The sequence below is a fragment of the Sulfitobacter sp. W002 genome, assembly GCF_025142135.1.
GTDB lineage: Bacteria > Pseudomonadota > Alphaproteobacteria > Rhodobacterales > Rhodobacteraceae > Sulfitobacter > Sulfitobacter profundi.
Genome location: NZ_CP081126.1, coordinates 2,163,123 through 2,175,526, shown reverse-complemented (window position 1 = coordinate 2,175,526; position 12,404 = coordinate 2,163,123). Strand labels below are relative to the sequence as shown.

Below are 12,404 nucleotides of genomic sequence, written 5' to 3'. Positions count from 1 at the left end.
TATATCAATAATTCATGATATATGGATAATGGCAACGCCCTCCAAGCCTTCGCCGCCTTAGGTCAGCCGACCCGGCTGGATGTCTTTCGCCTGCTAATCAAAGCGGGCGGTAAAGGCATGTCAGCGGGCGAGATCGGCGTCGCGCTTGATGTGCGGCAAAACACGATGTCTGCCAATCTTTCGGTGCTTGCCCGTGCGGGCCTGATCCGCAGCAACCGCGAAGGCCGCAGCATCCGCTATTTCGCCGATATGAACGGGCTGCGCGCGCTGCTGGGGTTCCTTTTAGAGGACTGCTGCGGCGGGCAGCCAGAGCTTTGCCAACCCCTGCTGGATGAGTTGACCTGCTGCTAACCCCCAAAAATCACGCACGAAAGACCGCCATGACCGATACCGCACATCCCGCACCCGCTGGCCTTGGGGCTTTTGAACGCTGGCTCTCGCTCTGGGTGGCGCTGGCCATCGGGGCGGGGCTTTTGCTGGGCAACCTCTTTCCCGGCATTTTCGGCGGGCTGGCCGCATTTGAGGTCGCTTCGGTCAACCTGCCCGTGGCGGTGCTGATCTGGGCCATGGTCTATCCGATGATGGTCGGCGTTGATTTCGGCGCGCTGCGGCAGGTGGGGGACAGACCCAAAGGGCTGGTGGTGACGCTGGTGGTCAACTGGCTGATCAAACCCTTCACCATGGCCGCGCTTGGGGTGCTGTTTTTCAATTATCTCTTCGCCGGTCTGATCCCGCCGGATGATGCGCAGGCCTATCTGGCCGGGGTGATCCTGTTGGGGGCCGCGCCCTGCACCGCGATGGTCTTTGTATGGTCCAACCTCACCCGTGGTGATGCCACCTATACGCTGGTGCAGGTCAGCGTGAATGATGTGATCATGGTCTTCGCCTTCGCGCCGATCGTGGCCTTCCTATTGGGTGTGACTGACATCACCGTGCCTTGGGACACGCTGCTGATCTCGGTCGGGCTTTACGTCATGCTGCCGCTGCTGGCGGGGTATCTCACACGTGAGCGGCTGGTGGCCAAGGGCGGCGAGGCGGCGGTCGACGCCTTCAAGGGCCGTGTGCAACCCTTTGCGATCATGGGGCTTTTGCTGACCGTCGTGCTGCTCTTTGGCTTTCAGGGCGAGGTGATCCTTGACCGTCCGCTCGTCATTGCGCTGATCGCCGTGCCGCTGCTGCTGCAATCCTACGGCATCTTCTTTATCGCCTATGGCGCTGCGCGGGCTTGGGGCATTCCTTTTAACGTGGCCGCCCCCTGCGCGTTGATCGGCACCTCGAATTTCTTTGAACTGGCCGTTGCCGTGGCGATCAGTCTTTTCGGTCTGGGGTCGGGCGCGGCCTTGGCCACCGTCGTAGGGGTGCTGGTCGAAGTGCCGGTCATGCTGTCTCTCGTCGCATTTGCCAACCGCACGCAGCATTGGTTCCCCGCCTCCAAATGATCCGCGCCCGATAACCCCCTACCGCTTAAGGAAATTCTCGTGACCGACACGCCGAACCTCGAAGAAGACCACTTCAACCCGATCGACGATGCCCGCCTGCTACCGCCCGAACGCGCCACCCACGGCCCGCGCATTCTGCTGCTCTACGGCTCGCTCCGCCTGCGCTCCTTCAGCCGCCTGATGACCGAAGAAGCCGCCCGTATTCTCACCCGCCTCGGAGCCGAGACGCGGACATTTAACCCCTCGGGGCTGCCGCTGCCCGACGATGCCGCACCCGAACATCCCAAAGTGCAGGAACTGCGCGATCTGGTGCAATGGTCCGAGGGCATGGTCTGGTGTTCGCCCGAACGTCACGGGGCGATGACGGGCGTCATGAAAACCCAAGTTGACTGGATCCCCCTGTCGCTGGGCGGCGTGCGCCCGACCCAAGGCAAGACGCTGGCCGTGATGCAGGTCAGCGGCGGCTCGCAGAGTTTTAACGCCGTAAACCAACTGCGCATCTTGGGCCGTTGGATGCGGCTGCTGACCATCCCCAACCAATCCTCAACCCCCAAAGCCTTTTTGGAGTTTGACGAGGACGACCGGATGAAACCCTCGCCCTTCTATGATCGGGTGGTCGACGTGATGGAGGAACTGGTAAAGTTCACCCTGCTGACCCGCGACAACAAGGACTACTTGCTCGACCGCTATAGCGAGCGCAAAGAAAGCGCGGCGGAGCTTTCCAAACGGGTAAACCAAAAGGCGATCTGACTGCTAAAACGCAAACAGCAGGGCCAAATCTTGGCCCTGCCGCATCATGCTACGCTAAAAAGCGATCAGTCGTTGGACCAGCCCGAAACGGCTTTGACTTCGCAGAAGTCCTCGATCCCCCAGACGCCACCTTCGCGCCCATTGCCCGAACGTTTCATGCCGCCAAAGGGCGCGCCGGCACCACGGCTTTCGCCATTCATCTCAACCATGCCCGACCGCAGCTTGGCCGCCAGACGGTTGCGCCGCGCGCCATCGCTGGACTGGACGTAGTTGGTGAGGCCGTAGACCGTGTCATTGGCCATCTCGATCGCCTGATCTTCGTCCTCGAACTTCATGATGGCCAAGACGGGGCCAAAGATTTCCTCGCGGGCGATGGTCATGTCGGGCGTGACATCGGCAAAAACCGTGGGTTTGACATAGAAACCGCGGTTCAGATGCTCAGGCCGACCGGTGCCACCGGCGACAAGCCGTGCGCCTTCGTCGATGCCTTTCTGGATCAGGTCTTGGATCTTGCCCCATTGCGCTTCGTTCACGACTGGGCCGATGTGGCGACCCTCTTCGCTGGCGGGGCCGACTTCGACCTTATTGGCGACTTCGGCGGCGGTCTCGACCGCTTGGTCATAGGCGCTGGCTTCGACGATCATCCGGCTGGGGGCGTTACAGCTTTGGCCGGTGTTGTTCATCATATGGAGCACACCGCGTTTGACGGCCTTGTCATCGGCATCGGCGAAGACAAGGTTCGCGCCCTTGCCGCCAAGCTCCAGATGGACCTTCTTCAGCGTATCCGCCGCGTTCTTGGAGATCGCGATGCCGGCGCGGGTGGAGCCGGTGAAGCTCACCATATCCACATCCTCATGGCCGGTCAGGGCGGTGCCCACGGTCGCGCCGTCGCCGTTCACAAGGTTGAAGACACCGGCGGGGAAGCCTGCCTCATCCATCATCTCGGCAAAGATCACCGCGCTCAGCGGGCTTTCCTCAGACGGCTTCAGCACCATGGTGCAGCCCGCGGCGACAGCCGCGCCGACTTTCAGCATCACTTGGTTCATCGGCCAGTTCCACGGCGTGATCATCGCCACGACGCCAACCGCTTCGTGAATGATACGGTCGTTCGGCGCGTGATCCCCCAAGGGCTTTACGAATTTGAAATCTTTTGCCGCTTTGATGAAGTTCTTCAGGTGGCTGTAACCCGCCCCCCATTGGGAGCTGCGCGCCATCTCAATGGGGGCGCCCATCTCGGTGCTGATCGCTTGGGCCATATCCTCGGTCCGGGATTTATAGACCTCGGCCAGTTTCTCCATCAGCGCGATACGCTCTTCGGGGGCGGTGGCCATCCAACCGGGCAGGGCGGCCTTGGCCGCTCCCACGGCGGCGTCCACATCCTTGGCCCCGCCGAGCGAGATCACGGTGCAGGGCTCTTCGGTCGACGGGTTGATGACCTTATGTTCGCTACCCTCAAGCGGGGCGACCCATTTGCCGTCGATATAGAAATCACGTTTTTCGATCATGCTCTGTCTCCGTTATTGGCCAAGCGGGCGTCTTTATTGCCGCTTAGAAGTGTCCGGGAATCGCCGGCTCCCGATATGCCTAGGACAATTTTACGGGGCGGAAAAGTTCAGAGGTGATTTTTGATCAAAAATACGGACGCGGCGGCCCGAAATCGGCGGGCCCGCGGGGGGCGCTTAGTCCTGTGCTGGGAAGCGGATCTCGACGCAAAGCCCGTCTTGGCCCTCGACCTTCAGCGTCGCCTCATGCTGGAAAGTGAGCGTGCGGATCATCCGCCAGCCCAGCGAATCCGACCGCTCGGGCCGTTTGGCATCTTCGGGCAGGCCGACACCATCGTCATAGACTTTCAGGGTCAGACCTTCATCGCTCTCTTGCGTGACCTCAATGGTGATCACCCCTTTGTCGCGCCCTTTGAAAGCGTGTTTATAGGCGTTGGTGATCAACTCGCCCACAATCAGCCCGATATCGACGGCCAGTTTGTTGTCCATCTTAAGGCTGGGGCAAATCAGCTTGATGGCAATGCTCTGGCGATCCCCGGTAAAGGCGCGTTCGGCGTTCTTGGTGACCTCATCCAACATATCAGACAGATCAAGGTCGGTGCTGTCGGTTGAGCGTTGCATCAACTCATGCGCCTTGGAGAGCGAGCCGACGCGGGTTTCCAACTCGCGCAGTACTTGGCGGGTCTCGTCCTCTTTGGCTTGGCTCTTGCTCATCCGGATGAGTGCCACGATCAGGGCAAGGTTGTTGCCCGTGCGGTGGTGCAATTCCTGCATCAAGAGGTCACGGTCGGCGATGCCTTCGCTCAACTCGCGGTTCTGTTCGGTCAGCGCGGCGGTCGGGTCTTTGGCGTTATAGGCCTCCAGCGCCGCGAGGGCGTCGGCCTTGATCTGCTCAACAGCGCATTGCGGTTCGGGCAGCAGAAACTCCGCATGGACCCGCGTGCCCTCTTGGCCGGTGTCCACATCAAAGCGGGCCGCGATACGTTGCACGCCGCGCAGGCCCAGCCCCAGGCCGGTCTCCGACACGATGTCGCGCGTGGGGTCAAGTTTGTCTTCCTCGATGCCGCGGCCCTGATCGATCACTGTCAGGCCAAGGGCGGGCTTGCCGTTGACATCCGTCAGCGAAAACCGCGCGCGACCCTTTTGCCCATGCTCAATGGCGTTGCGGCCCAGTTCCACAGCGGCGGTGACGGTGCGCGTCCGCTCGAAAGAGGTAAAGCGCATCGCTTCGGTCAGGGTCAGGGCAATCTGGCGCAGAGCCGCGATATCGCCGCCTTTTTCAAGGTTCACCGACGTGAGGTTCGTAGCTTTCATCAGTCCGCGTCCCGTGCAATGCGTATGACCACGATGGAGGCGTCATCCCGCCCGCGAAATGCCCGGTCGAGCAGGAAGCCAGCGATCAAGAGCGGGGATTTCCACAATAGACCCTGTGGAAGATAGCTGTCGCGCAGGGTTTTCAAGCCGTCGCTGTGCAGGATGATCAGGTCCCCCGGTTCAAGGTCAAAGGTCTCTTCATAGCCCCGCGTCGCACGTGCGCCGATCCGCCCGTCGCGGACAGGCAGGCGTTTGACCTCGCCATTGCGAACCCGCAGCGTGGCGATATTGCCCAAAGCAGCATAGCGCAACACCATCTGCGGCTGCGCGATATGCACAAGGGCCGCCACCGCGCCGCGCTTGCCGATCAATTTCTCGGTCACCTCACGCATTACGGCGCCCGGCTCGCTGTTGAAGCTGCGGGTGGCGGTGACGGCCTCTGTCACCTCCAGCGATGCGGCTGCGGCCTCGGGGCCATGGCCCAAGCCATCGCACAGCAGGATATCAGTGGCTTTCGGCGTTTGCCGCAGCAGATAATCGTCGCCGCATTCCTCTTCGTTCGGGTGACAGACCCGCAGGCCCACGGCCTCAACCCCATGGGTCGCGCAGGGGGGGCTGTCTTTGGCAAAGCTGCAAACGATGGTGGTGCCCACCTCGGACCCGCTGAAGATGTCGAATTCATCCGACAGACGGCGGATCGCGCCAAGGCCCAGCCCGGCGGAATCGCCACTGCTCATGCCGTCTTGGAACATGTGATCCATATCGCTGATGCCGGGGCCGCGGTCGGTAAAGATCATCACGATTTTGTCGCCTTTGCCCTCGGCCGGCGCGTTGATCAAGGCGCGGCCTTTCTCGGCGTAGCGCAGGATGTTGGTGGTGGCTTCGGTGGCGACGATGGCCAATTCGTCGGTCCGATGTTTCGGCCAATCGTGCTGGGCGGCCAGACGCCGTGCGGCGCGGCGGACCACAGCGATGGCGCTCTGGTCCTGAACTTCGACCCATTGTTTCATAGGTTCACACTCATCATCACGCTGGTGCCCCCGCCGACGGCGGTGCGGATTTCAAATTTCTTGGCCAGCCGCTGTGCGCCGCCCAAACCACGGCCAAGTCCGCCGCCCGAAGTATAGCCGTCCGTCAGGGCCAGTGCCACGTCCTCGATCCCCGGTCCCTTGTCCCAACAAACCACGCTAAGCTGCTTGGCCTTCGGGTCGACATAGATGGAAAATTCACCTCCGCCAGCGTGAACGATCGCATTGCGGGCGATTTCGCTGACGGCGGTGGCGAAACGTGTGACATTCAGCGCCGAGGCGCCGTGTTCTTTCATGTAGCGCGCCACGGCTTGGCGCACCGTCACCGCGTCGCCGCTGGTCTTTAGTTTGAACTGAGAGAGAAGAACCTGCGCCCCTAGGTCCTTTTCGTCAAACGCGGCGTAGCTGGGCAAGGGCATGGGTCAGGCTTAACGCGGTGCGAATTTCCGGCAGGTACATGCCCAGCTCGACCAACGTGACCGCCACCGTGGGGCGCATGCCGACAACATAGGTATCCGCCGCCAGCAGACGGGATATCCCCGCCAACTGCGCGATCACACGGCCCACGAAGGTGTCGACAATCTCAAGCGCTGAGATATCAAGGATCACCCCGTCGATGCGGTTCTCGGATATTTTGTTCGACAACCGGTCTTGAAGCTCCAAGATCTCGGTGTCCGTGATGTCATCCTGTATCGAAACGAGGAGCGCATGTTCGACCAGATTAATCGACGTGACACCGGCCACCTTATTGGCCCTCGGTCTTCTTGATCACATAGCCCACGGTCAGCAGCGCGTCCGACAGGGCGGTGCGGATGCTCGACCGGGTGGAAACGGTGCCGACATCAATGCCAAGCTGCACCATGGTCTGAGCGATCATCGGGCTGATGCCGCTGATGATGCACTCAGCACCCATCAGACGCACGGCAGCGGCAGCGCGCAGCAGGTGTTGCGCCACCTGTGTGTCGACGGTGCCGACGCCGGTGATGTCCATGATGACCACTTCGGCCTGCCGTTCCAGAATGGTTTGCAGCAGGTTCTCCATCACCTCTTGGGCGCGGGCGGAATCCAGCGTGCCGATCAGCGGCAGGGTCAAAACACGGTCCCAAAGCTCTACCACGGGGGTCGACAGTTCCAGCATCTCTTGGCGTTGACGATCGATGATCTGCTCACGCTCAAGAATGAAAATCTCGTTGGTGTAGATGGCAAAGGCATCGACCAGACGGGTGACCAGCATCACGTCGCGGATCAATACGCCGTGTTCGCCGTCTTGCATCGCTTCGAGCCGTTTGAACAGCGGCGCTTTCAACGCCAGCACAAAGGTCGCCATCTCGGTCGGGGTCACGCCGCGGTTGACCCGCTCGCGGCTAACATCGGTCAGAACGGCGCGCAGATCATCCCATTGGGTGTCATCGAAATCGAAATCTTCGCCCGAGATGCCATCGCGCACACCTTTGGAAAAGGCTTTGAGCAATTCGCGGTTCTGGTTCCGGCTCTCCGCATCGGAGAACAGGTCAGAACGTTTCACGCCCTCTTTGACCTGCGTTCCCAGCCACTCCTCGATGATACCTTTGAAATCGGTGTCGAGAACAGTCAGAATATTGGCCGTAGCAGATTGCGGCATCTTGAACCCCAGTGTTTATTTCACCCCCCATAGGCCAATCGTGGGGCCAAGTGTCAATAGGACGCAGGGATTTTGATCGGCGGCAAAGCGCCATCGGGCGCGCGCCATGTGATTGACTATGACCGCTTTTCGCGTGCCGCGGCGGGGGTGGGGCAGGCCATCGACGTTGGGTCTTCGCTTACGAGTTTGGAGGTGGAGGTGATTGGAGCGCTAGGGGCCCACGTCTCCACCATAAAGGGTTAGCCCCCGTCGCATCGCCCACCCGCAGGCAGGCGATGACCGTCTCTTAATCGCGGGTGGCGGCCTATGCCGCCTCGCCGGGATGCCGTGGGACCAGCGCCCGAACCAGATCACGCATATGCAACACGCCGACCTGTTTGCCCTCGCGCATGACGCGGTAGTTGTTGGTCGTATCCCCACCGGAGACCGCGATGATGCTTTCCAGCGTGTCGTCGAAATCGACCTCACCGGCCACATCCGCAGGCGGCACCTCGGTCTTCTCCATGACCGACCGTACCCGCAGCACCCGCGCGCGGTTGATGTCGCTGACGAAGGCTTCGATGTAGGGATCATTGGGGTTCAGCAGAATGTGTTGCGGCTCGCCCTGTTGGACGATGAACCCGTCTTTGAGGATCACCAGATGGTCCGCCAGTTTCAGCGCCTCATCCAGATCGTGGGTGATGAAGATCACGGTCTTATGCAGTTCTTCTTGCAATTCGATCAGCAGATCTTGCATGTCGGTGCGGATCAGCGGGTCGAGCGCCGAGAACGCCTCGTCCATCAGCATCACGTCAGAGTTCGACGTGAGCGCGCGGGCGATGCCAACACGCTGCTGCATCCCGCCTGATAGCTGCGCGGGATACTGCTCTCCTTGACCCTCTAGCCCGACGCGGTTCAGCCATTTGGTGGCCTCAGCCGCGTATTTGCTGCGGTTTTTGCCTTCGATCTCCCAGCTGAGCCCGGTGTTTTCCAACACCGTGCGATGCGGCAGCAGGGCGAACTTTTGGAACACCATCGACATCTTGTGCTTGCGCATCTCGCGCAGGCGACGCTCGTTGTAGTCGAGGATGTTCTCGCCGTTCATGATCACCTCGCCTGAGGTGGGGTCAATGAGGCGGTTGAGGTGCCGGATCAGCGTTGATTTGCCCGAACCCGACAGCCCCATGATCACCGTGGTCTTGCCCGCAGGCATGTCCACGTTGATGTTGTTAAGACCCAGCACATGGCCGGTCTCGGCCTGAAGGTCGGCCTTGCTCATGCCGCCGCGCACCTTCTCCAGCGCGCCCTGTGGGTCATCGCCGAAGATCTTATAGAGGTTGCGGACGGAAATCTTGATATCGTCTGTCATGTCTGGCCTCACTTCTGCGCCGCGTTGATCCGCGCAAGCGCGGCTTTGGTGACCCGGTCGAGGATGATCGCAAGCAGCACGATCCCCAGACCCGACAGGAGGCCCACGCCCAATTCAAGGCTCCGAATGCCGCGCAGCACCAGCACGCCCAGACCGGGGGCCGAAACCAGCGAGGCGATAACGACCATGGCAAGGCTCATCATAATGGTCTGGTTCACACCGGCCATGATGTTGGGCAGGGCCAGCGGGATCTGCACCTTGTAAAGCTTTTGACGGTTGGTCATGCCAAAGGCGTCGGCGGCCTCAATCACGTCTTTGTCGACCAGACGGATGCCAAGGTCGGTCAGACGCACCACCGGCACGATGGCGTAAAGGATGATCGCGATGCCGTAGAGCTTGGGCTCGGTCACCGAAAAGAGGAAGATCAGCGGGATCAGGTAGACGAAGGGCGGCAGGGTTTGCAGCATGTCCAGCACCGGGATCATCGTGCGCTGCACCCGGTCACTGCGTGACATGGCGATGCCAATCGGCACGCCCAAAAGCACACATATAAAGGCGCAGACAAAGATGATCGCCAGCGTCTGCATGGTGTGTTCGTAAAAGTCGATAAAGGCGAGGAAGCCAAAGACCAGCGCCACCAGACCCACCAGTTTCAGCGAGCGGCCCACGGCATAGGTGATCGCCATCAAAAGCGGGATCATCACGAACCACGGCACTGCCTGCATGATCCACAGCGCGTTCTCCAGCGCCCAGCTTAGCGGTTGGGTCAGCGGGTCGACAACAACTTTAAGATTGTCCTTGATGGCGAGGAAGCCTTGCTCCAGCCCTTGGGTCAGGTCACGCGACTGCGGGATGGCATCGCAGCTGTCGTGCAGCGCATCCAGCGAAGGGAAGGGCGTGTCCCAGAGCGTCGTGTCGGTATCACCGCCCGCTTGCCCCATGAGATCGGCCATGGAGCTAAGCCCACCGCCTTGGTCATCGCCGCACCAGCCGCGCAGGCCGAGCGAGTCAAAGAAATTATCGTAAGTCGCCATCTGTCGCTTTCCCGGTCTGCATCAGACCGTTTACTTTTGGGGAGGGGGCCGGTGCGCCGCGCGGTCTGCGCGGCGTCGGCTGCCCCATGCAGAGGCGGCAAATCAAACCTATGTCCTTGCAAAGAAACTGCGCGATAGGCCGGGGGCCAAGGCGCAGTCGGTGTGAAAAGACGTAAGTCTTGCCGCCGATCCTGAAACAAACGGGCGGGAAACCCAGATGAGTTCCCCGCCCGCCGTTTTGTCAGTCTGTCTTACTGGTCAAGCAGCTTCGACAGGTTGCCACGGGCGTCGTCGCTCAGCCATTCGGCCCAGACGTCCTTGTTGTTCTGCAGGTAGTAAACAGCTGCTTCTTCATTCGAAGCGTTGCTTTCGCCCTGCCATGCCAGCAGCTTGCTCATCTCTTCGGTCTTGAAAGATACGTTGCCGATGAATTCCGCGATTTCAGGATTGTTGTCGTGGAAATCCTTGGTCATCACGGTCAGAACCGGTGCCGTCGGGAAAGCCGAAGGCTTGGGCTCTGGGTTGTCGGCGTTCTGGTTGGCGCTGTGCGCGGCCTCGTCAAATTCGCCCAGATCGACGCTGGTCATGTCGTATTTGCCCAGCGGCGTGGTTGGGGCCCAATAGTAGCCGAACCATGGCTCTTTGCTTTCATAGGCCGACGCCATCGAGGTCACCATCGTCTCACCCGAGCCGTGGTCAAAGACTTCGATGCCATTGCCTTCGAGGTCATAGGCGCGGGCGAGGTTGTCGCTCACGATGCGGCAGCCCCAGCCATCGGGACAGTTGTTGAACATGCCGCCGACCAGTTCGGGGTTTTCCAAAATGCCTTCGATGGTGGCAAGCTCGGGATGCTCATCCACAAGATAGGTCGGCACCCACCAGCCTTCGACACCACCGGGATCAAGCACGGAAGTCAGCTCAACAATCTTGCCGTTCTCTTTGAGCTTTTTGTAAGCATCACCGGCAGAGTTGGGCCACATTTCCGGCACGATATCCGGCTCGTTGTTTTCCGACAGCGATGTCACGGCGGGCGTGGTGTCCGACGGTACCACGGTCACATCGCAGGAATAGCCTTGGACCAGCAGGAATTCGGTCACGGCGGTGACGATCTGTGCCGACGCCCAGTTCATTTCCGCGATCGAGACTTCGCCGCAGTCCTGAGCGGCGGCGGCCATCGGGGTTGCAACGGCAAAGGCCGTGCCAAGCAAATAGCGTTTCATAGTGATATCTCCTCTATTGTATCCGCAGTGACACGCAGCCGCGCACCGCTGATCTTTGTCCCGTTGCATCAAGAAGAAGCCGGTCGCGCGATAGGGCGCGGCAGCTTTCGATGGCCGGGTTTGCTGGAGATAAGAAAACAAATCGCGCGCCCCTGTGCAACACGATTGCCGAGAGGATGACGCAAGTTCGGGCACCGCGCCGGGTGTGGCGCGGTGCGATTATGACCGGCGCCCCCCTGCAGGACGCCATATAATTAAGGCCCGCCGCGACCCTTCAAGCGGGGCGCGGGTGGGGCTGTTCAGCGGCGGGAAAAACTTTCCATGTCGCGGATATGCTGGGGGATGTCTTTGCGGTTCAGGCCAATATCCTGCAGCAGACGGTCATCCATCGCGTTCAGCGTCGACAGCGTGCGGTTGCGCTCCCAACGGCGCGCGGTGTCGCGCAGGGCACGCCGCAGCATGGCGACAAGGGCCAGACCCTCGGCGTTGGCGACTTGACCGATGGTGCCGTTAAAGGCGGTTCCGGGCATCCCGGCGATCTGGTTGGTGTTCTTCAGCAGGCGGAAATGCATGGCATGCTCCATATCAGAAAGGTCGTAAAAGGAAGGATCCGCCAAAGACGACGGTCAGTGCCAAAAGGCCGGGCCGGGTCGGTTGTGTGGGTCTCATCCCGAGTGTGATCCGGAAAGTCAGTTGGAACCCCGATGGTCCGAACAGGCGGATCGGCCTGTCCGACCGGGGTTATCGGCGGTTCAGCAGCGTGCCCGGTTTGCGCGGGCGCCTCTTATGAACGGCATACATCAACATGCGGCGCATTTGGTCTACCCGAGCGGCCATTGCAATAGGGTGAAATGGAGGTGCGACACCCTGCCGCAGGCGCGGGGCGCAGAGTGCACTATGGCTGGGGTTTGCGCGCCATCGGCGCGGTGTCGTTTGTGGGCTTTAGAATGTCGTTTTGAGGGGCGGGTTTGGCGCATTTTGGCGCGGCTGTTCGGCGGGATGTGATGGGATGGTGAGATATACGTTTGAGACCTTCGGTCGCTTTTGCGCAATTGATGCTGTCGCAAACCGGCGACAGGCCGCTTCTTTCAGGCCCGCGCTGCCGCGCGGGCGCGGTTTCGATGTGTTTTCGGCGAAACGCGCTGTAT

The 12,404-nt window shown here is 60.7% G+C and carries 13 protein-coding genes; 3 read left to right on the top strand and 10 right to left on the bottom strand.

Annotation, left to right across the window (positions count from 1 at the left end):
- Positions 1-21 precede the first annotated feature (21 nt).
- From K3758_RS10705 to arsH, 3 genes are read left to right on the top strand one after another with little or no spacing between them, the layout of a single operon-like run.
- Positions 22-351, top strand: coding sequence for a helix-turn-helix transcriptional regulator (locus tag K3758_RS10705; protein WP_259944621.1), 330 nt, complete (start codon positions 22-24; stop codon positions 349-351).
- A gap of 29 nt (positions 352-380) precedes the next feature.
- Positions 381-1,439: an ACR3 family arsenite efflux transporter gene (arsB, locus tag K3758_RS10700; protein ID WP_259944620.1), complete on the top strand. Its 1,059-nt coding sequence runs from the start codon at positions 381-383 to the stop codon at positions 1,437-1,439.
- A gap of 39 nt (positions 1,440-1,478) precedes the next feature.
- Positions 1,479-2,189 (top strand): arsenical resistance protein ArsH, encoded by a 711-nt coding sequence (gene arsH, locus K3758_RS10695; protein ID WP_259944619.1) that lies wholly within the window; start codon positions 1,479-1,481, stop codon positions 2,187-2,189.
- Between the two features lie 65 nt (positions 2,190-2,254).
- On the opposite strand, the gene K3758_RS10690 is transcribed toward arsH, so the two are convergent.
- The 10 genes from K3758_RS10690 to K3758_RS10645 all read right to left on the bottom strand — a co-directional run bounded on the left by K3758_RS10690 (position 2,255) and on the right by K3758_RS10645 (position 11,828).
- Entirely contained in the window at positions 2,255-3,694 is a 1,440-nt protein-coding gene (locus K3758_RS10690) for an aldehyde dehydrogenase family protein (protein ID WP_259944618.1), read from the bottom strand.
- A 174-nt stretch (positions 3,695-3,868) separates the two neighbouring features.
- Complete coding sequence (locus tag K3758_RS10685) at positions 3,869-5,005, bottom strand: sensor histidine kinase (RefSeq protein ID WP_259944617.1); 1,137 nt, start codon at positions 5,003-5,005, stop codon at positions 3,869-3,871.
- Complete coding sequence (locus K3758_RS10680; RefSeq protein ID WP_259944615.1) at positions 5,005-6,015, bottom strand: ATP-binding protein; 1,011 nt, start codon at positions 6,013-6,015, stop codon at positions 5,005-5,007. Before K3758_RS10680 ends, K3758_RS10685 begins: the two co-directional genes overlap by 1 nt.
- Positions 6,012-6,452 (bottom strand): ATP-binding protein, encoded by a 441-nt coding sequence (locus tag K3758_RS10675; RefSeq protein WP_259944614.1) that lies wholly within the window; start codon positions 6,450-6,452, stop codon positions 6,012-6,014. Before K3758_RS10675 ends, K3758_RS10680 begins: the two co-directional genes overlap by 4 nt.
- The gene (locus K3758_RS10670) at positions 6,424-6,777 is read right to left on the bottom strand and encodes an STAS domain-containing protein (protein WP_067627401.1); all 354 of its coding nucleotides are present in this window, start codon (positions 6,775-6,777) and stop codon (positions 6,424-6,426) included. The genes K3758_RS10675 and K3758_RS10670 overlap by 29 nt, the downstream gene beginning before the upstream one ends.
- A 1-nt stretch (position 6,778) precedes the next feature.
- On the bottom strand, positions 6,779-7,654 hold the full coding sequence (locus K3758_RS10665; RefSeq protein WP_259944611.1) for an STAS domain-containing protein: 876 nt from the start codon (positions 7,652-7,654) through the stop codon (positions 6,779-6,781).
- Between the two features lie 304 nt (positions 7,655-7,958).
- Entirely contained in the window at positions 7,959-9,002 is a 1,044-nt protein-coding gene (locus tag K3758_RS10660; RefSeq protein ID WP_259944610.1) for a glycine betaine/L-proline ABC transporter ATP-binding protein, read from the bottom strand.
- Between the two features lie 8 nt (positions 9,003-9,010).
- A complete protein-coding gene (locus K3758_RS10655) occupies positions 9,011-10,036 on the bottom strand; it encodes a proline/glycine betaine ABC transporter permease (RefSeq protein WP_259944609.1) in 1,026 nt (341 codons plus the stop codon).
- A 251-nt stretch (positions 10,037-10,287) separates the two neighbouring features.
- Entirely contained in the window at positions 10,288-11,256 is a 969-nt protein-coding gene (locus K3758_RS10650; protein ID WP_067627408.1) for an ABC transporter substrate-binding protein, read from the bottom strand.
- 299 nt (positions 11,257-11,555) lie between these two features.
- Positions 11,556-11,828: a DUF1127 domain-containing protein gene (locus K3758_RS10645; protein ID WP_067627410.1), complete on the bottom strand. Its 273-nt coding sequence runs from the start codon at positions 11,826-11,828 to the stop codon at positions 11,556-11,558.
- Positions 11,829-12,404: the final 576 nt, after the last annotated feature.